Origin of the sequence: Streptomyces resistomycificus (genome assembly GCF_001514265.1) — a bacterium.
Lineage (GTDB): Bacteria > Actinomycetota > Actinomycetes > Streptomycetales > Streptomycetaceae > Streptomyces > Streptomyces resistomycificus.
The window spans coordinates 394,427-416,171 of the sequence record NZ_KQ948992.1 but is presented as its reverse complement, the minus strand read 5'-3'; the positions used below and the strand labels follow the sequence as shown (position 1 = coordinate 416,171).

18 protein-coding genes, 1 tRNA gene and 3 pseudogenes are annotated in these 21,745 nt (G+C 70.1%); 13 read left to right on the top strand and 9 right to left on the bottom strand.

Annotation, left to right across the window (positions count from 1 at the left end; all coding sequences use genetic code 11):
• Positions 1-71 precede the first annotated feature (71 nt).
• From pfkB to AQJ84_RS20125, 3 genes are all read right to left on the bottom strand, one after another.
• Positions 72-1,019: a 1-phosphofructokinase gene (gene pfkB / locus AQJ84_RS20135; RefSeq protein ID WP_030039068.1), complete on the bottom strand. Its 948-nt coding sequence runs from the start codon at positions 1,017-1,019 to the stop codon at positions 72-74.
• On the bottom strand, positions 1,016-1,777 hold the full coding sequence (locus tag AQJ84_RS20130) for a DeoR/GlpR family DNA-binding transcription regulator (RefSeq protein ID WP_030039067.1): 762 nt from the start codon (positions 1,775-1,777) through the stop codon (positions 1,016-1,018). Before AQJ84_RS20130 ends, pfkB begins: the two co-directional genes overlap by 4 nt.
• Positions 1,778-2,247: 470 nt before the next feature.
• Complete coding sequence (locus AQJ84_RS20125) at positions 2,248-3,759, bottom strand: MFS transporter (protein WP_030039066.1); 1,512 nt, start codon at positions 3,757-3,759, stop codon at positions 2,248-2,250.
• Positions 3,760-3,821: 62 nt separating this feature from the next.
• Between AQJ84_RS20125 and AQJ84_RS20120 the strand changes: the two genes are divergently transcribed.
• A complete protein-coding gene (locus tag AQJ84_RS20120; protein WP_053191975.1) occupies positions 3,822-4,787 on the top strand; it encodes a helix-turn-helix transcriptional regulator in 966 nt (321 codons plus the stop codon).
• Between the two features lie 13 nt (positions 4,788-4,800).
• On the opposite strand, the gene AQJ84_RS20115 is transcribed toward AQJ84_RS20120, so the two are convergent.
• Both AQJ84_RS20115 and AQJ84_RS20110 read right to left on the bottom strand, forming a co-directional pair.
• A complete protein-coding gene (locus tag AQJ84_RS20115) occupies positions 4,801-5,472 on the bottom strand; it encodes a TetR/AcrR family transcriptional regulator (protein ID WP_053191971.1) in 672 nt (223 codons plus the stop codon).
• A gap of 534 nt (positions 5,473-6,006) precedes the next feature.
• A complete protein-coding gene (locus AQJ84_RS20110) occupies positions 6,007-7,002 on the bottom strand; it encodes a sigma-70 family RNA polymerase sigma factor (RefSeq protein WP_030039062.1) in 996 nt (331 codons plus the stop codon).
• A gap of 171 nt (positions 7,003-7,173) precedes the next feature.
• Between AQJ84_RS20110 and AQJ84_RS20105 the strand changes: the two genes are divergently transcribed.
• Positions 7,174-7,704, top strand: a complete 531-nt coding sequence (locus AQJ84_RS20105) for a GNAT family N-acetyltransferase (protein WP_030039061.1) — start codon at positions 7,174-7,176, stop codon at positions 7,702-7,704.
• 28 nt (positions 7,705-7,732) lie between these two features.
• Here AQJ84_RS20105 and AQJ84_RS20100 read toward each other — a convergent pair whose 3' ends face one another.
• The gene (locus AQJ84_RS20100; RefSeq protein WP_030039059.1) at positions 7,733-8,524 is read right to left on the bottom strand and encodes a dioxygenase family protein; all 792 of its coding nucleotides are present in this window, start codon (positions 8,522-8,524) and stop codon (positions 7,733-7,735) included.
• A 127-nt stretch (positions 8,525-8,651) separates the two neighbouring features.
• Between AQJ84_RS20100 and AQJ84_RS20095 the strand changes: the two genes are divergently transcribed.
• On the top strand, positions 8,652-9,155 hold the full coding sequence (locus tag AQJ84_RS20095) for a MarR family winged helix-turn-helix transcriptional regulator (RefSeq protein ID WP_030039058.1): 504 nt from the start codon (positions 8,652-8,654) through the stop codon (positions 9,153-9,155).
• 102 nt (positions 9,156-9,257) lie between these two features.
• On the opposite strand, the gene AQJ84_RS20090 is transcribed toward AQJ84_RS20095, so the two are convergent.
• Together AQJ84_RS20090 and AQJ84_RS20085 are read right to left on the bottom strand one after the other, a co-directional pair.
• Positions 9,258-10,787, bottom strand: coding sequence for an MFS transporter (locus AQJ84_RS20090; protein WP_030039057.1), 1,530 nt, complete (start codon positions 10,785-10,787; stop codon positions 9,258-9,260).
• Positions 10,788-10,974: 187 nt separating this feature from the next.
• Positions 10,975-11,616 carry a TetR/AcrR family transcriptional regulator gene (locus AQJ84_RS20085; RefSeq protein WP_030039056.1) on the bottom strand — a complete coding sequence of 214 codons (642 nt, stop codon included), beginning with the start codon at positions 11,614-11,616 and terminating at the stop codon, positions 10,975-10,977.
• 361 nt (positions 11,617-11,977) lie between these two features.
• Here AQJ84_RS20085 and AQJ84_RS20080 point away from each other — a divergent pair, with 361 nt between their 5' ends.
• A complete protein-coding gene (locus AQJ84_RS20080; RefSeq protein ID WP_078631695.1) occupies positions 11,978-13,351 on the top strand; it encodes a M6 family metalloprotease domain-containing protein in 1,374 nt (457 codons plus the stop codon).
• A 170-nt stretch (positions 13,352-13,521) separates the two neighbouring features.
• Positions 13,522-15,273 carry an IclR family transcriptional regulator domain-containing protein gene (locus AQJ84_RS20075; RefSeq protein ID WP_078631693.1) on the top strand — a complete coding sequence of 584 codons (1,752 nt, stop codon included), beginning with the start codon at positions 13,522-13,524 and terminating at the stop codon, positions 15,271-15,273.
• A 16-nt stretch (positions 15,274-15,289) separates the two neighbouring features.
• Here AQJ84_RS20075 and AQJ84_RS20070 read toward each other — a convergent pair whose 3' ends face one another.
• Complete coding sequence (locus AQJ84_RS20070) at positions 15,290-15,922, bottom strand: NADPH-dependent FMN reductase (protein ID WP_374934504.1); 633 nt, start codon at positions 15,920-15,922, stop codon at positions 15,290-15,292.
• A 193-nt stretch (positions 15,923-16,115) separates the two neighbouring features.
• Between AQJ84_RS20070 and AQJ84_RS20065 the strand changes: the two genes are divergently transcribed.
• From AQJ84_RS20065 to AQJ84_RS44220, 8 genes and pseudogenes are all read left to right on the top strand, one after another.
• A tRNA-Arg gene (locus AQJ84_RS20065) sits at positions 16,116-16,191 on the top strand.
• Positions 16,192-16,374: 183 nt separating this feature from the next.
• Positions 16,375-16,743: a hypothetical protein gene (locus tag AQJ84_RS20060; RefSeq protein ID WP_225877168.1), complete on the top strand. Its 369-nt coding sequence runs from the start codon at positions 16,375-16,377 to the stop codon at positions 16,741-16,743.
• A gap of 13 nt (positions 16,744-16,756) precedes the next feature.
• A pseudogene (locus tag AQJ84_RS44225) lies at positions 16,757-16,948 on the top strand (ATP-binding protein); the annotation flags it as partial.
• Between the two features lie 668 nt (positions 16,949-17,616).
• A complete protein-coding gene (locus AQJ84_RS20050; protein ID WP_030039052.1) occupies positions 17,617-18,117 on the top strand; it encodes a hypothetical protein in 501 nt (166 codons plus the stop codon).
• Positions 18,118-18,223: 106 nt separating this feature from the next.
• Positions 18,224-18,895, top strand: a complete 672-nt coding sequence (locus AQJ84_RS20045; protein ID WP_078631691.1) for a class F sortase — start codon at positions 18,224-18,226, stop codon at positions 18,893-18,895.
• 404 nt (positions 18,896-19,299) lie between these two features.
• Positions 19,300-20,121: pseudogene (gene lepB / locus AQJ84_RS20040) on the top strand (signal peptidase I); the annotation flags it as partial.
• A gap of 432 nt (positions 20,122-20,553) precedes the next feature.
• Positions 20,554-21,042 carry a hypothetical protein gene (locus AQJ84_RS20035; RefSeq protein WP_051869670.1) on the top strand — a complete coding sequence of 163 codons (489 nt, stop codon included), beginning with the start codon at positions 20,554-20,556 and terminating at the stop codon, positions 21,040-21,042.
• Positions 21,043-21,529: 487 nt separating this feature from the next.
• A pseudogene (locus AQJ84_RS44220) lies at positions 21,530-21,745 on the top strand (adenosylhomocysteinase); the annotation flags it as partial.

Genomic DNA, 21,745 nt, shown 5'->3' with positions numbered 1-21,745 from the left:
GGCGGGTCCGCGCGCGGCCGGTCCATCGGGTGTAGCCGGTGCCGCCACCGTCGTGGAGGACCTCAGGTCGTTCATGACACCGGCTCCTTCAGCACGCGGTCCACCGGCACGTCCGACGTGACCGTCACCGCGGCCGGGTCCAGGTCACCCGGTGTCGGCATCACGCTGCCGGGCAGCTGGACGGCGGCCGCGCCGTGGGCGACCGCGGAGGCGAGGGCCTCGGGGCCGCTGCCGCCGGCGATGAGGAAGCCGGCGAGGGAGGAGTCGCCCGCGCCCACGTTGCTGCGTACGGCGGCCACGTGCGCGCTGCCGAACCAGGCGCCGGCGTCGTCGACGAGCAGCTGTCCGTCGGCGCCCAGGCTCGCGAGGACGGCTCGCGCGCCCCGCTCACGCAGTTCCTCGGCGGCCTTCACCGCGTCGCCCACCGTGGCCAGGGGCCGCCCGACGGCTTCCGCGAGTTCCTCGGCGTTCGGCTTCACCACGTCGGGCCGCTCGCGCAGTGCCTCCAGGAGCGCGGGCCCGGAGGTGTCCAGCGCGATGCGCGTGCCGGCGGCGTGCGCCCGGGCGACGAGCTCCGCGTACCAGGACGGGGCGAGCCCGCGGGGCAGGCTTCCGCAGCAGGCGATCCAGGACGCGTCGCGCGACTGCTTGCGCACCGTCTCCAGGAGCAGTTCCTGTTCCGCCACCGACAGCTCGGGGCCCGGCGCGTTGATCTTCGTGAGGACGCCGTCCGACTCCGCGAGCGCGATGTTCGACCGGGTGGCCCCGGCCACCGGGACCGGTGCGACCTCGATGCCCTGCGCGTCGAGCAGGTCGGCGACGAGCGCGCCCGGCGCCCCGCCCAGCGGCAGCACCGCGACCGTGCGCTGTCCGGCGGCCGAGACGGCCCGCGAGACGTTCACGCCCTTGCCACCGGGGTCCATGCGTTCGCCGGTGGCGCGGATGACCTCGCCGCGCTCCAGCAAGGGGACCTCGTAGGTGCGGTCCAGGGACGGGTTGGGGGTGACGGTGAGGATCATGCGCGCACTACTTCCGTGCCGCCGCGCTCGATGGCGGCGGTGTCTTCGGGGCTCAGCCCGCTGTCGGTGATCAGCAGGTCCACGTCGCTCAGGTCGCCGAAGCGGGCGAAGTGCTCCTGGCCGTGCTTGGAGGAGTCGGCGAGCAGCACCACCCGGCGGGCCGCGGCCATCGCCGCGCGCTTCACCGCGGCCTCGGCGAGGTCGGGGGTGGTCAGACCGTGACCGGTCGAGAAGCCGTTGGCGGCGACGAAGAGGACGTCGGCCCGGATCTCGCCGTACGCCCGCAGCGCCCAGGCGTCCACGGCGGCGCGGGTACGGTGCCGTACCCGCCCTCCGACGAGGTGGAGCTGCATGCCCGGGTGGTCCGCGAGGCGGGCGGCGATCGGCAGGGAGTGCGTGACGACGGTGAGCTCCGCCTCCAGGGGGATCGCGCCGGCCAGCCGCGCCACCGTCGTGCCGGCGTCGAGGATCATCGTGCCCTCGGTCGGCAGTTCCGCGAGGGCCGCCTTGGCGATGTGGTCCTTCTCGTCGGCCGCGGTCGTCTCGCGCTCGGCGAGGTCCGGCTCGAAGTCGAGGCGCCCGGCCGGGATGGCACCGCCGTGCACACGGCGGAGGAGACCGGCGCGGTCGAGGGCCTTCAGGTCCCGGCGGATGGTCTCCGCCGTGACCTGGAACTCCTCGGCCAACGACACGACGTCCACGCGGCCGCCGTCACGGGCGAGCCGGAGAATCTCCTGCTGCCGCTCCGGTGCGTACATGCCCGTTCGCCTCCGACCTGTGCCCGAGCTTGTGGTTTCGCTGGGAGGGTACGCCCGGATGTCCGGAAAGTAAACAGGTTCGGACCCGATCCGGGCATGAACGGATTTCCGTTCATGCCCGGATCGGGTCCGCCGGGTCGTCATCCGGGATCGGGTGAGGGCCACCTCAGGACCGGGGCAGGGGCACCTCAGGACCAGGTCAGGGGCACCTCCGGCTCGGGGCCTGGTCGGGTCCCCCACACAGAAAGGGGCCCGGCACCTGGTCAGGTGCCGGGCCCTTCCCGTGCTACAGAGCCGAGACTCGGGACACGGAGTTCCGGACGCGGCGTTCCGGACACGGAGTTCCGGACGCGGCGTTCCGGACACGGAGTTCCGGACGCGGCGTTCCGGACACGGAGTTCCGGACGCGGTGTTCCGGACGCGGTGTTCCGGACGCGGTTCTGAACCCGAGGGTTCAAGGACACGAGGGTTCAGGACACGAGTGCGGGCTCCTTGCGGTCCTCCACCCGCAGTTCCTCCGAGTCGACCCCCTCCGCGTGCTGCGCCGGCCGCCGCGGCAGCGCGAACATCAGCAGGAAGATCGCGCCCATCACCGCGGCCACCCACCCCAGGGCGTTCTGGAAGGCGTCCACGAAGGCCGGACCCAGCCGGGGCGGCAGCAGACCGTCGCCGATCTCGCCGTAGAAGACCACCGACACCAGGCCGAGCCCCAGCGCGTACCCCATCTGCTGCACGGTGTTGAGGAGTCCCGACGCGGAACCCGAGTGCTCGCGCGGGACCTCCGACAGGATCGCGTCCGTCAGCGGGGCGACGATCAGGCCCATCCCCACGCCCATCACGACCAGCGGGAGTGCCATCTGCCAGGAGGCGATGCCCAGGCCGTAGCGCTCGGACTCCCAGATGTAGAGCGCGACGCCCGCCGCCATCGCCAGCGCGCCCGCCTGGAGCACCTTGCGGCCGAAGCGCGGGACCAGCTTCTGCACCGACAGCCCGGCCGCCGTGGACACGGCGATCGAGAACGGCACGCCGGTCAGCCCGGCCCGCAGAGGGCTCCAGCCCAGGCCGATCTGCATGTAGAGCGTCCACACCAGGAAGAAGACGCCGAGTCCGATCCCGAAGACGGTCTGCACCGCGATGCCGGCGGCGAAGCTCTTCACCTTGAACAGGGACAGCTCGATCAGCGGGGAGCCGTCACGCGCCGTCTTGCGCCTCTCGTACGCCACCAGCGCGCCGAACACGACGAGCGAGCCGGCCATCGAGAGGTGCCCCCACAGCGGCCAGTCCAGCTCACGCCCGCGGGTGAGCGGGTAGACGAGCATCAGCATGCCGAGGGTGACGAGGGCGACACCGACGAGGTCCAGCTTCAGCGCCTTCGGCGCCTTGGACTCGGTGATGAAACGGCGGCCGAGGATCAGGCCCGCGATGCCGACCGGCAGGTTGATCAGGAAGATGGGCCGCCACTCGAGACCGAACAGGTTCCACTCGGTCAGCAGCGCGCCGAGCAGGGGACCGGAGACGGCCCCCAGCCCCACGATCGCCCCGAAGAGGCCGAACACCTTGCCCCGCTCGTGCGCCGGGAAGGTGGCGTGCACGATCGACAAAACCTGCGGCACCATCAGCGCCGCCATGCCGCCCTGGAGGATCCGGGAGGCGACCAGCATCTCCGGGTTCACGGCGAAGCCGCACAGCGCGGAGGCGAGGGTGAAGCCGCCGATGCCGACCAGGAACACCCGCTTGCGACCGTGGATGTCGCCGAGCCGCCCGCCGGTGATCAGGCCGGCGGCGAAGGCGAGCGCGTATCCCGCCGTTATCCACTGGATCTGGCTGTCGGAGGCGCCGGCCTCTCCCTGGATCGACGGGATGGCGATGTTGACGATCGTGACGTCGACGAGGTCCATGAAGGCCGCGGTCATCACGATGGCGAGGGCGAACCAGCGGCGCCGGTCGCCCGCCGCGCTGAGGGTGGGCTCGGTGGAGGTCATGTCGCCAAGCTATGACCGCACTAGGTCAGATCATGTCCTACTTGTGGGGCATCCTCGGATGCATGACGACGGACACTCCGGCCCGGCTCCTCACCCTCCTCTCCCTCCTCCAGACACCCCGCGAATGGCCCGGCGGTGAGCTTTCCGAGCGCCTCGGGGTGTCCCGCCGTACCGTCCGGCGGGACATCGACCGGCTGCGGGAGCTCGGCTATCCCGTGCAGGCCACCATGGGCGCCGACGGCGGCTACCGGCTCGTCGCGGGCAAGGCGATGCCCCCGCTCGTCCTCGACGACGAGGAGGCGGTGGCCATCGCGGTCGGCCTGCGGGCCGGCGCCGGGCATGCGGTCGAGGGCGTGGACGAGGCGTCCGTGCGCGCGCTGGCCAAACTGGAACAGGTGCTGCCGTCCCGGCTGCGCCACCGCGTCTCCACCCTCCAGGCCGCCACCACCCCGCTGACCAGCGGCGACGGGGCGAGCATCGCGCCCGAGACGCTGACCGTGATGGCCTCGACGGTGGCCGGGCGGGAGCGGCTGCGGTTCGCCTACCGCGCGAAGGACGGCACCGAGTCGCGGCGCCAGGTCGAGCCGTACCGGCTGGTTTCCACCGGGCGGCGCTGGTACCTCGTCGCCTACGACCTCGACCGGGCCGACTGGCGCACGTTCCGCGTCGACCGGGTCAGCGACCCCTTCGCGACCGGCGCGCGGTTCGCCCCGCGGGAGCTGCCGACGGGGAACGCCGCCGAGTACCTGCGGCGCTCGATGTACGGACGGCAGGAGACGTACGCCTTCACGGTGACCTTCGACGCCCCGGCCGAGGTCGTCGCGGCCCAAGTGCCCAGCTGGCTCGGGACCCCCGAGCCGCTGGGCGAGGGGCGGTGCCGGCTGCGGGGTTCGGTCGGGGACGCCGTGGAGTGGCTGGCCGTACGGCTGGCGATGGTCGGGATCGACTTCACCGTGCAGGAGCCCGAGGAACTGGTGCGCAGCGTCAGGGAGTTGGGTGGCCGGTTGTCTCGGGCGGCGGGTGCCTGATTCGGCGATCGTGTCAGCTCGGGCGCCCTCGCCCGCCTTCCCACGGGAACTCCCCCAGCGCCCCGAGGTTACGCAGCGCCAGCTCCACCGGACCGTCGGGTCCGGAAGCCGGGGCGTCTCCCGCGGCCCACACCTCGACCGCCGTGCGTACGGCGGCACTGGCCACGGCGGCGGTGAAGCGCAGGTCGGGGGCGGGGGCGGGGGCGTGCGTGGGGGCGGGGACGGGAACAGGGGCGGAAGCCGGGGCGGGACCCTCGGCAACGTTGTCGTCACCCTGTGCGACCAGCCCCCGTCGTTCCCTCAGCACCTCCGCCAGCGTGCGCTCCCCCGCCTGGCACACCTCCGCCCACACCTTCCGCAGGCCCGGGCTCGTCTCCGCCAGGCGGATCAGGACACGCACCCACTCCCAGGACGCCGCCGACACCGCGCCGCCCGGCGTCAGCGTGTCGCGGACCGCGTGTTCCAGGGCCCGCACCACGGACAGGTCGGCGGGAGCCTCCCGTACGGCCTCCGCCCAGAGTTGGGCGCCCGCCGCGTAGAGCGGGGCGACGGCCTCCTCCTTGGTCGCGAAGTAGCGGTAGAAGGTGCGCGGGGCGATGCCGGCGGCCTGGGCGATGTCCTCGGCCCGGGTGGCCCGCAGGCCGTCTCTGACGAAGAGCCCGGCAGCCGCGCGGGCGATGTCCATCCGGGTCGCGGCCTTGCGTCGCTCGGTGAGGGAGACGGTCCGCGCCGTCGGAGAGGGAGGGGTGGGGCTGCTCACGTTCGGCAGGCTATGCCCATGTGACAGAATCTGCCATCTGGCGGGCCACCCCGGTGTTCAGGTACGGGGTGGCCCGCCGATCCAGCGTGCTCGGCCCCGGCGAGAAGACGAGCCGGACCTCGGCACCCGGGGGGAGGGCGCCGAAGCCCGGCTCTCGGAGAGTCCCGGCGCCGGGGGGATTGCGGCGGGACTTGGCTCTGTGGGGCGGCCGGTCTGAGGGCAGAGGTTCGGTGGACCTTGCGGTGACAGCCTGGCCCGACGACTCGAACTCCTGGGCCCGGAAGTCTTGTTCCCGGTGCTCCGCCGGTTGAAGCGGCGTTACAACGCCATGTTTGCGCGGTCTTTCGCCACCCGGCGTACGCGGCCGCCGGCGGTCGCGCGCCTCCCGGCGCCGCGCCCCGCCGACGGCCAGGACCACCGCCGACCGTGGGAGCAACGGGTTTTGAGCGCCACGGCGCGTCACGCCGCCGCGTCGAACCCGGTGTCCCTCGCCAGCTTCTTCAGCTCCAGCAGCGCGTGCTTTTCGATCTGACGGATCCGCTCCCGCGTCAGGCCGTGCTCCTTGCCGACCTCGGTCAGCGTGCGCTCCCGGCCGTCCTCGATGCCGTACCGCATCTTGATGATGGAGGCGGTGCGCTGGTCGAGGCGGCCGATCAGGTCGTCGAGCTCCTCGCTGCGCAGCAGGGTCAGCACGGACTGCTCCGGGGACACCGCGGAGGTGTCCTCGAGGAGGTCGCCGAACTGGGTGTCGCCGTCGTCGTCCACCGACATGTTCAGGGAGACCGGGTCGCGGGCCCAGTCCAGCACGTCCGTCACGCGCTCGGGCGTGGAGGCGAGCTCGGCGGCGATCTCCGCCGGCTCCGGGTCACGGCCGTGCTCGCGGTTGAACTCGCGCTGCACCCGGCGGATCCGGCCCAGCTCCTCCACCAGGTGGACGGGCAGCCGGATGGTGCGCGACTGGTCCGCGATGGAGCGGGTGATCGCCTGCCGGATCCACCAGGTCGCGTACGTCGAGAACTTGAAGCCCTTGCGGTAGTCGAACTTCTCGACAGCGCGCACCAGGCCGGCGTTGCCCTCCTGGATCAGGTCGAGGAGCGGGAGACCGCTACGGGGGTAGCGGCGGGCCACGGCGACGACCAGACGGAGGTTGGACCGGATGAAGACATCCTTGGCCCGCTCGCTGTCGGCGACCAGGGCCTCGAGCTCGTCACGGCTGGCGTCCGCCTTCGACTCCTCGTACCCGTCGAGAAGCTGCTGGGCGAAGACTCCGGCCTCGATGATCTGGGACAGCTCGACTTCCTTGGCGGCGTCGAGCAGCGGTGTACGCGCGATCTCGTCGAGATACATGCCGACCAGGTCGCGGTCGGCGATCTCGCCGCCATGGGTGCGAACACTGCTTGCCGTGTCGGTCCGGCCGGTGGCGGACTGACGACGGGCGACGGCACGGGTTGCCATGCGTGCTCCCTTGCGATGGTGAGGTCAGCGGGTGGTCCTTAGACGCTGGGCACTCTCCTCGGGTGCCCTGCATCCGATGGAAACAACGACTGGAATCAGGACAGAATTCCCAACCGACCCCGCTATTTTTCTGATCATGCAGTATCCTGCGCGGCCACACGAGGAGGACCGATGCCGCCGGAACGTACAGAGGTGCAGGTCAGGCCGGGAGTCGACAGTGATCTCGTAGCCCTCACCGACATCTACAACCACTACGTTCGTGAGACGCCCATCACATTCGACACGGCTGCCTTCACTGCGGAAGAGCGCCGCCCTTGGCTGCTCTCCCACCCTGAAGACGGCCCGCACCGGCTGATGGTTGCCACGGAGACCGCATCCCCAGGAACCTCACAGCGGATCCTCGGCTACGCCACATCCAGCGCGTTCCGGCCGAAGCCGGCGTACACGACCTCCGTGGAGGTCACCGTCTACGTCGCCCCGGACGCCGGCCGCCGCGGTGTCGGCACGCTGCTCTACAAGGCCCTGTTCGAGGCCCTGGCGGAGGAGGACGTGCACCGCGCCTACGCGGGCATAGCGCAGCCCAACGAGGCGTCCACCCGGCTGCACGAGCGCTTCGGGTTCCGGTACGTCGGCACGTACCGGGAGGTGGGCCGCAAGTTCGGCCGCTACTGGGACGTCGCCTGGTACGAGAAGGACCTGTAGGCCGTGGCCAGGCGCCGAACCCTCCCCATCAGCCGAACTGCATCGAGCGCTTCGCCAGCCCCATCCAGAACCCGTCGATCACGGACTTCTGGGCGTCCAGCTCGCCGACCACGTCGGCCGCGCCCATGGTCACGAACAGCGGGGCGAAGTGCTCGGTGCGCGGGTGGGCGTACCGGCCGGCCGGGGCCTTGCGCAGGAAGTCCAGCAGGGCGTCCCAGTCGCGGTTCTCCAGGGCGCGGCGGCCCCACTCGTCGAACTCGGCCGACCAGGTGGGCACGCCGGGGCCGGTGTGCCGCAGGGCCGCCAGGTTGTGGGTGAAGAAGCCGGAGCCGACGATCAGCACGCCCTCGTCGCGCAGCGGCGCGAGCTTGCGGCCGATCTCCATCAGGCGGACCGGGTCGAGGGTCGGCATGGAGATCTGCAGGACCGGGATGTCGGCCTCGGGGAACATCTCCACCAGCGGGACGTACGCCCCGTGGTCGAGGCCGCGGTCCGGGATGTCCTGGACCGGCGTACCGGGCGCGCGCAGCAACTTGCGTACCGACTCGGCGAGTTTGGGGGCGCCGGGGGCGGCGTACCTCACCTTGTAGTAGTGCTCCGGGAAGCCCCAGAAGTCGTAGACGAGGGGGACGGTCTCGACGGCGCCGAGGGCGAGCGGGGCCTCCTCCCAGTGGGCGGAGACCATCAGGATCGCCTTGGGGCGGGGCAGCCCGGCGGACCACGCGGCGAGCTCGCCGGGCCAGATCGGGTCGTCCGCGAGGGGCGGGGCACCGTGACTGAGGTAGAGAGCAGGCATGCGCTCCTGCGTGGCGGCGGACATGGCGGCTACTCCTTGAGGATCGTCGCGTCGAACCTGGGTCTATTGCTTCAACTTTGAAGCTTCTACTTTCAGGACTCTACGCCTGATTTGTTTAATATTCAAGGAGAGCTCTCGTACAGTGGGATACATGAACACGGCATCCACTGAAGAGCCACGCTGGCTCAACGAAGAGGAGCAGCGCGTCTGGCGCTCCTACGTGCACGCCACCACACTCCTCGAAGACCACCTGGACCGCCAGCTCCAGCGCGACGCCGGCATGCCCCACATCTACTACGGGCTGCTCGTCAAGCTCGCCGACTCCCCGCAGCGGCGGCTGCGCATGACCGAGCTGGCCATGCACGCGAAGATCACCCGCTCCCGTCTCTCGCACGCGGTGGCCCGCCTGGAGAAGAACGGCTGGGTACGGCGTGAGGACTGCCCCTCCGACAAGCGGGGCCAGTTCGCGGTGCTGACCGACGAGGGCCTGGAGACGCTGAAGCAGTCCGCGCCGGGCCATGTCGCGGTCGTCCGCACCGCGCTGTTCGACCGGCTCACCCCGGAACAGCAGAAGTCCCTCGGCGAGATCATGCAGATCGTCGCCGAGGGACTCCAGCCCGACGAAGCGGGTGCGGACCTGCCCTGGCTCCGCTGAGCGAAACCAGGGCAGGTCCTGGGGGCGTACGTACGGGGCGTCCCCTCCCCGTACGTACCGTGGCCCGAAGGGGGGTACTGCCGGGCAGCCGCCGTCAGCCGCTCAGTGAGCGACCACCGGCACCCGCACCTCGTCCTCGGCACCCTCACCGGAGCCGGTCACCGCGGAGGTGTCCGGGCGGCCGGTGTTGATGAGGGTCGCGGCGATGGTCGCGGCCACCACGAGGATGCCGACGGCGAACCAGATCGCGTTGGTGTAGCCGTGCACCTGGCCCTCGAGCTGGACCAGCTGCTGCTGGGCCTGGGAACCGGCGCCGCCGATGTGGTCCTTGATGTACGAGGTCGTCGCCGAGGCGGCGATCGTGTTCAGCAGGGCCGTACCGATCGCGCCGCCCACCTGCTGCGAGGTGTTGACCATCGCCGAGGCGACACCGGAGTCACGCGGCTCGACGCCGTACGTGGACAGCGACATGGCGGGCATGAACGCCGTACCCATGCCGAGGCCGAGCAGCACCATCGCCGGCAGGATCGTGCTGGCGTAGGAGGAGCCGATCTCGAGCCGGGTCAGGATCAGCATGCCGAGCGCGGCGACCAGGAAGCCCGGAGCCATCAGCAGGCGCGGGGGTACCCGGGTCATCAGGCGGGTGCCGATCTGCGTGGAGCCCACCATCATGCCGCCGATCATCGGCAGGAAGGCGAAACCGGTCTTGACCGGCGAGTAGCCCTTCACGATCTGCAGGTAGTAGGTCAGGAAGAGGAACAGGCCGAACATCGCGATGATCGCGAGACCGAGGGAGAGGTAGACACCGCCACGGTTGCGCTCGGTGATGACGCGCAGCGGCAGCAGCGGGGCCTTGACCTTGGACTCGACGAAGACGAACGCGGCGAGCAACAGGGCCGACGCGACGAACAGGCCGACGGTCACGGAGTCGCCCCAGCCGTCGGACTCGGCGCGGGTGAAGGCGTAGACGAGCGTGACCAGACCGAGGATGGACAGGACCACGCCCGGGATGTCGAGCGGCGAGCGGTTGCGGCCGCCGGCCGGCTCACGGATGACGTAGTAGGCGCCCGCGGCCGCGATGATCGCGAACGGGATGTTCACGAAGAACGTCCAGCGCCAGTCCAGGTACTCGGTGAGGACACCGCCGAGGATGAAGCCCACGGCGCCGCCGCCACCGGCGATCGCGCCGTAGATGCCGAACGCCTTGGCGCGCTCCTTGGGCTCCGTGAACATCACGGCGAGCAGCGAGAGCGCGGCGGGCGCGAGCAGTGCGCCGAACGCACCCTGCAGGGCGCGGGCGCCGAGCATCATCGCCTCGTTGGTGGCCGCGCCACCGAGCGCGGAGGCGCCGGCGAAGCCGATCAGGCCGGCGACGAAGGTGCGCTTACGGCCCCACAGGTCGGCGATCCGGCCGCCGAAGAGCAGCAGACCACCGAAGGCGAGCGCGTAGGCCGTGATGACCCACTGGCGGTTGCCGTCGGATATGCCCAGGTCCTGCTGGGCGGACGGCAGGGCGATGTTCACGATGGTCGCGTCGAGGACGACCATCAGCTGGGCGAGCGCGATGAACGTCAGCGCTTTCCAGCGGTTGGCATCAGGGACGCCAGGAGCCTTGACGGCTGTTTCAGACATGGGGATACCCACTTCGGGACTTCGTGACGGAAAAAGATGTCGTCAGGGACGGAAAAAGGGTGTCTTCAAGGAAGGCTCGGCGGCGCTGTCCGCCGCGAGCCGGCGTACGTAGGCAGGTAAGTAGGTGGCGGGCAGGCAGACAGGTGGGCAGGCAGGTAGGACTGCTGTGGTGCGCTGAACTGATCGGTCAGGCCTGGCGGAGGTCCTCCATGGTCACGGCCGTGCCCGGCAGGGTGGAGCGGGCCGGGGCCCGCAGTCCGTCCAGGAACAGCTGCAGATGGCGGTGTACGAAGCGGTCGACGCTGAAGCAGGCGGTGCCGGCCGGGGGCCGGCTGAGCTGGGCAACGGTGATCATCAGGTCACCGAGTCCCACGTCGGTGCGGAGCTGACCGGCCGCCTTGGCGCGGTCCATGAGGCGCTCCACGAGCTGCTCGACGCGCTCGCGTGCCGCTTCCAGATCGGGGTGGTGCTGGTCGAACGTGGAGGTGACCATCGGGCACAGCGCGCTGATCCGCTCGTCGGCGGCGGTGTGCACGAAGCGCGCCAGCGCCGCGAACGCGTCGCCGGTCTCCGCCAGCGCCCGCTCCGCCGCCTCCGAGGTGCGGTCCATGACCGAGCACACGACCTCGCGGACCAGTGCGTCGCGGTCCGGGAAGTTGCGGTACACCGTGGCGTTGCCGACACCGGCCCGGCGGGCGACCTCGTCTAGCGGGACGTCCGGTCCCAACTCGACGAACATCTCCCGGGCGGCGGCGACGATCCGCTCCCGGTTGCGCAGAGCGTCGGCGCGAGGCCGGGGCGCCTTGCGGACGGGGGTGGCGGTCTCCACGGCGTGCTCCTGGGTCTGAGGGTGAAACCTGATGGTTCTGATGGCTCTGATGGTTCTGATGGCCTTGATGGCCTTGATGACTCTGATGGTTCTAATGGTCGTGATTGGCCGTGCGGCCCCCGTGGTGTGCGATCCGGGGAGGCTCTCCCCGTTTCGCTCGGACACACAGGTCTAAACGGGGAAGACGTCCCCGGTTATTTCCCGCTCGATACCCGGTTTCATGTGACCTGAGTCACATGGCGTCCGGCGCGGAAACCCACGTTCGGGCTCTTCCAGCGCGCGCCCGCGAATCCCCCGCCAGAGGGTGATGAAGGGCGCAGCCTTCAGATCGGCGGCTGCCGCGGACCGAAGGGGCCCATGCATGCAGCCGAGCCGTCGGATACGCCCGCGCCGCGTGGCCGCCCTCGCGTCCGTGACCGTGCTGACCCTCGCCGTCAGCACCTCGGCCGGCAGCGGACACCTCGCGCCGGGCACCACCACGGCCGGCCCGATCTCCCTGGCCCGCAGCTCCTCGTACGGCCCCTGCATGATCAGCGGAAGCCCCGCCGTCCAGATGTCCGAGGGCCTGCCCACCCCCGGCGGCTACTCCCGCTCCACCGGCACAGTCCGCGCCCTCACCCTGATGGTCGACTTCTCCGACGCACCCGGTTCGGGCAGCGCCGTCGACCGCTTCCGCGAGTTCTTCCCCCAGACCCAGAACTGGTTCCGCACCAGCTCCTACGGCCGTCTCGACTACCGCCCCGAGACGCCGATCCCCGGCTGGCTGCGCATGCCCAAGTCCTTCCGGGCGTACGGCATAGAGCGCGGCGCCCCCTTCGACCCCGGCTACCGGCAGCTGGTCCAGGACATCGTGGCCGTCGCCGACCCCCGGGTGGACTTCCGCTCGTACGACTTCCTCAACGTGCTGGTGACACCGAACGCGGGCCCCTCCGCCCTCGACACGGTCCTGTCGGTGACCTTCGCCGGCAACACCGAGGCACCCGTCGCGGACGGGGTGCCCGTCGCCAACGCGTCCTTCGTCTACTCCCGCCAGGACGACGGCTCCGGTTCCTACGAACAGACCGGCTACCGCGTCCTCCCCCACGAGAACGGCCATGTCTTCGGCCTTCCCGACCTCTACACCCAGGAAGGCGGGGGCGCGGTCGGTCACTGGGACATCATGAGCGAGGACTGGGGGGCCAACAACGACCTCCTCGGCTGGCACAAGTGGAAACTGGGCTGGCTGGACGCGGCCCAGGTCAACTGCGCGACGGCGCCCGGGACGACGGAGTACTCCCTGACCCCGCTGGCCCGCGCGGGCGGCACGAAACTCGTCTTCGTCCCCCTCGACCGCCGCACCGGCTACGCCGTCGAACTCCGCACCCGCGAGGGCAACGACGAGGCGGTGTGCCGTCCCGGCATCCTCGTCTACAAGGTCGACGCCGACGTCGACACCGGCCGGGGCCCGGTCACGGTGTACGACTCCCAGCGCGACAGCGGCGGCTGCACCCGCAGCCCGAACGTCCACGCGGAACTCTCCGACGCGCCGCTCGTCGCCGGGGAGGAGTTCCTTGATACGCGGCGGGGGGTGCGGATCTCGGTGGTGGGGACCGGAGCGGGGGCGGAGGATGCGGCTTTGGTGGGGGCGGAGACGGGGGCGGGGGCCGATGAGGAGGCGGAGGGAGAGGGGGACGCTGGGGCAGGGGGTTCGGGGGCTGGGGAGTATCGGGTCCGGGTCACTCGAGGGCTGGGGTGAGGGCGGGTGCGCTTGGCATCTCGGAGTGGGGCACGGGGAACGTGCACTTGGCATCTCAGGGTCGGGCGTCCAGACAGGGGGAACGGCGAGCGTGAGCCGGGGCGCGGGTGAGGGAGCGCGTCCCGCCGGGATTACGGTAGGGCTGCCCTGACCGCCGTACCGGAGAGCCGATGCCCGCTGAGACGACCCGGGACGCCGTGCCGCCGGCCGGCTCCACCTCCGCACCCGCGACACCCGCAGCACCCGCGGTGACCGCGGTGACCGCCGTGCCCGCTGTGCCCGCTGTGCCCGCCGAGGCGGTCGCCCCGCTGATCCGCGGGGTCGGTGTGCTGCGGCGGCTGACGGAGGCCGGCGGGACGATGAGCGCGAGCGGGCTGGAGCGAACCACCGGCCTCGCCCGCTCCACGGTCGACCGCATCACCTCCACCCTCACCCGCATGGGATACGTCCGTCTCGACGGCCGGGACGTGATCCTCACCCCCCGCCTGATGGAGCTCGGCAACGCGTACCTCTCCGCCCTGCGCCTCCCGGCTCTCCTCGGCGCCCGCGCGGACGCGCTCGCAGACGAACTGGACGAGTCGGTGTCGCTGGCGGTCTGCGACGGTGACGGCATCCGCTTCATCCACCAGGCCACCCGCCGCCGCACGATGTCCCTCAGCTTCCGCATCGGCGACCTGCTCCCGGCCGAACGCACCGCGCCGGGCCCGCTGTTCGCGACGGAATGGGCCGAACCCGACTGGCAGAGCTGGCGCGCACGCCGGGCGACGGATCCGCAGGACCTGGGTTTTCCGGCCGTACCACCTCGTGAACAGGCGGGCACGGACGAGGAGTTCGTACGGGCGGTGGCCCAAGCGCGCGAAGACGGCTGGGCGTTGGACGACCAGTTGATCGAGCCGGGTCTGGTGGCGGTGTCCGTCCCCGTACGGGACCCCCGAACCCGCCGCATCGCCTGCGTGGCGAGCGTCGTGAGCCACACGAGCCGACACTCCGCGCCTGAGCTGCGCGAGACGCTGCTGCCACGACTGCGGGCGGCGGTGGCGGAGATGGAGCGCGAACTGGGCGGGGCGCCGGCAGCGGCAGCGGCTGGATCGGGGACGGGCGCGGGCACGGGCGCCGGGTCCGCCCCGCCCTCCGGACTCGGCCTGGCGGCCTGGACGGGGGCGTCGAAGCACGAGCTCGGCAGGGACTTCGTCGAGTCCCTCGCCCGGGGCCTGACCGTCCTGACCGCCTTCGGCGAGGGGCGCGCGGAACTGACGCTCACGGACGTGGCCCGGGCGACGGGCCTCAGCCGGGCGACGGCACGCCGGGCGCTGATCACGTACGAACACCTGGGCCTCGTGACGGCGGGCACGACGGAACGCGCGTTCCGGCTGACCCCGCGCGTACTGTCGCTGGGCTTCCCGCCCCTGTCCCGTACACCCCTGTCCCGCATCGCGACCCCGCACCTCGCGGACCTGTCGTCCAGGATCCACGAGTCGACGTCCCTGGCGGTGCTGACCTCGTCAGGCGAGGAGATCCAGTACACGGCACAGGCGAACGCCGGACGCGTGCTGAGCGCGGACATCACGATCGGTACGCGGTTGCCGGCGGCGGCGACGGCCCTGGGCAGGGTGCTGCTGGCGGACGCGGCGGACACCGCGGCCTCCCCGCTTCCCGTGCCCGCGCCCGTACTGGCGGAGACACGCGACCAGGGCTACGCCCTGGTCGACGAGGAACTGGAGAAGGGCCTGCGTGCCGTCGCGGTCCCGGTCCGCGACCGCACGGGCAGAGCGGTGGCGGCGACGAGCGTGGCGCTGCACGCGGCCCGGCGCACGGTCGAGGAGATCGTCCAGGAGCTCCTGCCGGAGCTGAGGGCGACGGCCGACCGGATCGAAGCGGACCTGCGGGTGGCCGGACGCTTCACGAGGGTTCCGCTGTCGTAAGACGGGCGACAGCGGCTCAACCGTCGTACGGCCGAGCGGCCCGCCCCTCCCGCAGGGTCAGCCCCCACCAGGCGAGCTGGTCCAGCAGAACACCGGCGGCCTTGGCGGTCCCTTCCTCGTCGTACGGCCGCCCGTCCTCACCGAACCTCTCCCAGGCCATGTGAAACCCGACGGTGTCCCGCAGCGTGACCGCGTGCAGCTCGGCGAAGACCTGCCGCAACTGCTCCACGGCCCGCTGCCCACCGGCCATCCCGCCGTACGACACGAACCCGACCGGCTTGGCCCGCCACTCGCTGTAGACGTAGTCGATGGCGAGCTTGAGCGACGCCGGGTACCCGTGGTTGTACTCGGGCGTGACCACCACGACCCCGTCGAGCTCCCCGATCCGCGCGGCGAGCCCCGGCCCGCCCGCACCCCGGTCGAGGGACAACTTCAACTCCTCCACGAGGTCCGGCTCGGCCAGATCGATCACATGAACCTCCATGTCGTCCCGCTTCCCCACCTCACCCACGAACCAGGAGGCGACGGTGTCGGCGAACCGCCCGGCACGGGTGCTGCCGATGAGGACGCCGATCTTGAGCGGGACCGGAGTGACGGAGAGGGCGGAGAGGGACTCGGACGACATGGTCCGCAGCGTTGTCTGAGGCATGACCAGACCGTAAAACCTCAACCAAACTCGAGGTCAACCCACAAGGGGCAGCTCGCGCCGGGGCCCCCGCCGACGGCGAGCGGCAGGCCGCCGGTGAGGCAGGGCACCCGCCCTCACCCCCTCGACACCGCACCCCCTCCACCCGCCCACCACTAAAGGCCCAGCCCCACCCGCTACACTGACTGACGCCATCGCCTTCGTAGCTCAGGGGATAGAGCACCGCTCTCCTAAAGCGGGTGTCGCAGGTTCGAATCCTGCCGGGGGCACCAGCGCAAAGGCCCCGGACCGATCATGGTCCGGGGCCTTCGGCATCCACTTCTGACATCCACGAGGCCGGTCGCCTATTCACTCTCTACGCGAGCATGCCTGTCGGGGCGTGCGAGTTCGGGAGAGCGGCCCCGCCCACGCTCCTCGGCGAGGTGGTTGTCAGACCCATCCGGCAGGATCCACCCATGCTGACTGCGACGAACGCCCGGGGGCACGTGGTGAAGCGCCCCTCGAAGCCTGCGATAGGCACCATGCTCGCCAACCTCGGACGCGACAACCAACACATGATCGTTGAGCGGCTGGACGAGGAGTGCGCGGGTGACTGGTACATCCAGGTCCTGTTGCGCGACAACAACACCTACCAACTGGAATACCGGGATGGCGCGCCCGCAGAGCACTACCAGACGCAAACGGTCTCCCAGGACAAGGTGCTGCGGGCCCTCCTTGGCTGGGCGGCCGACAAGCCGGACTGGCGAGAGGACTTCATGTGGAACAACGTCAGCTCCCTGTTCGAGCAATCCGACCCTGAGGGCACGGATCAGCCCACGACCTAGCTTCAGCCCGCCCTCGGTCACAGATGCTGGCCGCACCGGCACAGCCCCGAAGGTCGAGCACCGGGGCCAGGAGGGGGAGCACGGCCGGGGCCTGGGCATGGTCAGCGCGATTGCGCGCCGGGTCGTGGTCCATGACAGCGACGGCGGTCACACGGTCACGGCGGAGCTCTTCACGGCAGTCCTCCCAGGAGGCCACCCGTGCTGACGCCGACGACTGGGGACCTCTTAGCTGCCGAAGAGCGCGGCAGTGTCTACCGATGCTGGGCAGCCGCTTACCCTCTGCACGAAACGAGCGCGATCCCGCTCGGGTCCCACGGTGCGGCCATCCCTCGCCGGGCACTGCGCCGGCTACGCGAGCGCACGCGCCACGTCACGGACCAACTCGACACCGCATACGCCCAGCCGGGCCGCCACTGACTGACGGACGAGGCCGAGCACGAACGAGCTCTCACCTACCTGACCACGGGCACGGCCTACCGACTCACGCTCTACGACGAGAACACCCGCTACCTGCTGGTGGCCGGACCGTCGAAAGGCAGCGCGTGAACGGACTCCCCCAACCCTCTTCACGGTCACTCGCCGCAGGAGGATGAACCACGGCAGCGACAGCCACAAACGTCCTGCGCTTTTCAAGATCATCCAAGGGGCGGACGCTGGTCCTTCGTCACCTGTGCGGTGCATTTTTCCAATCTCGCCCTCAGGGCCGCTCACCTGCGTAAATGATCAAAGGAGTGCGGTCGCTGGGTGTGGCCGGGTGACCCATCCGTCCGTATGTCGTGTTGCAGCCCTGACGGTCTGTCGGTCTTCTCATGAGCGGAGCACAACAACGGTGCCGTGCATTCCGGCCGGCCACTGCTTCCCTGGAGGAACTTCATGCGTATCAAGTGCGCAAGCGCCTGCATCGGTCTGGTTCTCGGTGCCGTCGGTCTGTCGAGCCCAGCCGCAGCAGCCGCGAGCGGCCCCACCAGTGACTCAGCTATCCACATCAGCACGAGACACGCCGCCCCAGGCTCTACCGTCACCGTCAGCACCACAGCCTGTGGATCGGAGACCTATGGGAAGGGCGAGTCCGAGGCAGGTGGCAAGTTCCACCTCTTCCCAGGCGACCGCGAGGGCGTACTGACCGGCGAATTCCAGGTGCCGAGTGGAACCGAGCCCGGTGCTTACACCGTCACTCTGAAGTGCCCGCCCCGAGTCAAAGTCACGGGCACGTACCTGGTCGGCACCGGCAACCCCAGCGGAGCGGTCGATGCCGGTTTCGGGGCGGGCAGCGACAAGAGCACACAGCTTGCCCTAGGGGCGGTGCTGCTCGCCGGAGCCGCCGCCGGAGGCGCGATCAAGATGCGCCGCCGCCCGGCCGGTGCCCGCACCTGACGCCCTGCTCTATCCGCCCAGCCCCCGGGCCTGTGTCGGTCCGGGGGCTCGAGTAGTCGCACCCCGTGTTCACTCATTTCGGCCGCGAAGCGGAGGCGCCAGAGCGATGGCACCCGGCGATGAGCCCGTCGATCCTTCTCCCCAGTTCACCCCTTTCACCAAGTTTCTCGCCTGCACCCTGGTGACGGGCTTGGTGCTGGTGATCACGGCGCTCCGGGACGGACAGCCTCCGCAACCTTCGACCGCGCAGTCCTTCTCCGCCTCCGTACGGCCCGGTCCCAGCAGCACCGCCTCGGCCCACCACCCCTTCGTGTCGGCGCTGCCTCCGGCTGATCCGGTCCGGCTGCGGATCCCTGCCATCGGCGTGAATGCCCCGATAACGGAACTGACCCTCGACGAGACAGGGGCACTGCGCCCGCCATCGGCAGATATGCCGGACTTTGCCGGGTGGTACGGCGACGGCACGACTCCCGGCTCAGTGGGGACAGCCGTCACGACGGGACATGTCGACACGCAGGAAGGCCCCGGGGTTTTCTACCGGCTCGGGGCACTGGCCAAGGGCGACACCATCGAGATCACCCGGGCAGACCGGCGAACAGCAGTCTTCACGGTCGACGCCGTGGAGCTCTACGACAAGGAGGCGTTTCCGGACGAGAAGGTCTACGGCAGTTCCCGCCGGCCCGAACTACGCGTGATCACCTGTGGGGGTGCATACGCCGAAGGGACCGGCTACCAGGGCAATGTCGTGGTCTACGCGACGCTGACCGCGGTGACGTGACCACACCGAACCAGCCTGTTCGTCACGCCCCGCCCCGGACGGCGGACGTGCTGCGCCAGCATGAACCCGTGTGAGCCCCAGACCTGACGGCAGTTGCCGACGGCAACGCCGGCAGACGTTGCCGTACTTCGATGACCACAAGTGCACGCAGGTTGGCAAAGCGGCGCAACCACGTAGCAGTCGGTGGCGCGTGAGCGATGCGTGAGCGGACTGCCCGATACGGAGCGGCGTGAGCCGGCTCAAGTGGCTCGCCGTGCGGTTCTGACCAGGGGAAACAGCACCGCCCGGCAGTTCCAGGCACTACCCGGCAAGGATTCGGTCCCGTGGCATTCTGACAGGACCTGGATGACGCGCGGGGAGGGTTCGGGGCGTGGGAAGCCATACCGGCCCAGAGCCGGGCCGAGATGCCTCCGCATTGCGGGAACTCCCACTCGTTGTGGCTGAGTGAGCCTGGTGCTGTGCACGTGAGGGGCGGCTTGGACCACGGTGCACCCGGAGTTGGGTGCAGAAGCGGGGGTTTAGTTGTGGGAGATTTTGTTGCTGACACACGGTCGAGATCCGGAAAGGACACTACCGGCGGCAAAGTTACGGGCGGAGGCGGAAGGAAAGCGCGGTCCTTCTGGAAGGAGCTGCCGATCCTCATCGGGGTCGCATTGCTGCTCGCACTGGCTATTAAGACGTTCTTCGTACAGGCCTACTCGATCCCGTCGGGCTCAATGCAAAACACGCTGCAGCTTGGCGACCGCGTGCTGGTCGACAAGCTGACGCCGTGGTTCGGATCCAAGCCGCAGCGTGGAGAGGTCGTGGTCTTCCACGACCCGGGCGGCTGGCTCCCTGGGAGGGGAGAGGAGCCCAACATGGTGCAAGAGGTCCTCAGCTTCGTCGGCCTGAGGCCGTCGACGGACGAGAAGAACCTGATCAAGCGGGTGATCGCGGTTGGAGGCGACACCGTGGAGTGCTCGGGGAGCGGCCCTGTGAAGGTCAACGGGAAGGCGCTAAATGAACCTTTCATCTACCCCGGCAACACCCCGTGCGGCGACAAACCGTTCGGGCCGATCAAGGTGCCGAACGGGAAGATCTGGGTGATGGGCGACCACCGTCAGGCCTCTTCAGACTCCCGGTACCACCAGGATCTACCCGGCGGTGGCACTATCGACGAGGACCAGGTCGTCGGCCGGGCTTTCGTCGTCGCATGGCCGCTCAACCGGTGGGCGTCCCTGCCGATATCGCAATAGCGAGCCACCTCCATCGGGACGCCGACCTCGTGCTCCCTGCGTGCCCGCCGAAGCGGCAGACAGCGGGGAGCCACGGGGAACGGCGGCGGATCCCCAAGAACGCGCAGGCCGGCGTCTCGCCATCTCAGCCCCACCCGCATACGCGATCTTCCACACTAGAGCTCTTACGGTTGACGGAGGCTTGCCCGTCCAGTGGACTCCGCCCCTGAAGCAAGCTGCGCGGCAGCCATGAGTGTCTAGCTGCGTGACAACGCCCACGAACAACGGCGGACGGGCGCGGACGTCTGCGGACCATAAGCGCAGGTGAGTGCCACACCAGTCCGGGGCAGAGCCCCCAGCCAAGTTGCTTCGGGACGAAGAGGTCATTGCCCCACGACAACAATCGGTTGGCCAGGACGTCTCGCCGCCCTCCACGATGGACGCATGGACCGGTTGCAGCACAGCGCTTGGCAGTACGTGGCGGAGACACTCCCTCCCGAGGAACTCCCGATGCTCGCTGCGCATGCGCTTGCCGACGGACGTGATTCCCCTGCCCTGCGCAAGCTGGCCGGACTCCCGCGCCGCAGCGACCCGGTCGAGGTCCGCGAACTGTACGTGCTGGCCCTGCGCGAACTCGGCATACCTCTTCCCGACGAGGAGACGGCCGGCCGATGTCTCCTGGTGAGCCTCGCGTTCGGCCTCGCGAAAGGCGAGCTGAGCCCCAAGAACGTAGCCGATCGGCTGTCGATGACAGTCGCGGCCCGAACCCGGGAAGAGACACGGTTCCTCTCCGCCGCAGCGGACTACAGCGAATGGATCCCACCCGACGAGCTCCTCGGGTGGGAGAACGACCTCATAACCGCTGCCCATGCGTTGGCCGCCGCCACTGACCTCGGCCCCGATGTCGGCGAGCCGGGTGCGCGACCCGCCTGACCAACCAGTGGCGAGCCAAGTCGCCGACGCGGCTGGCCACGCAGGCTGGGAGCCCGTCTCAGTTTCCGTGTCGTCGTTCCGATCCTGAGCGGTGTCCGTCGAACGGGAATCTCGATCGGATGGTCGCGGGGTGCTCGGCGCACACGAGCAGGGCCTCCTGAACAGCTCGTTGGTGTCGAATCACCGAGCAACATCCGGAGGCCCTAGAGCCGCAGTGCTCCGTGTCGATGGGCGGGCAGTCCAGTTCCGTCACGCTGGAGTGTGACTGTCTGGCTCACCGGTTCGGAACTGGTCGATGACCCTGCTCATGACGCGCCGCCTGGCCCGGCCACACCCCGGGCGAGGATGAACCGGCCCTGCGCGGGCTCAGCCAGCAAGCCGCGCGCGACCAGGCGCTTGACCCTCGACCGCGGTGGCCTCCGACACCGACGACATGAAGCAACTCCTCGCGGGACACCCCGTGCTAATCGAGAAGGTCTGAGGAGACGACGCCCTGAGGGGGCATTTCTCCGGCCAGATCCTGGGTGTCGTCGAGGACACCGAGCACGGCCGCCGCCGCTACGCCGGCCACGACAGACTCCGCTGCCCGGTGATCTCCGTGGCCCGATCTCCGCTGAAGGATCCCGAGGACTTCCTCGTCGGCCGTTCCGGCGTCTTCTCCACCGAGGCGCTGCGCGGCCGGGGCGGCAGCCTGCACGGCCGT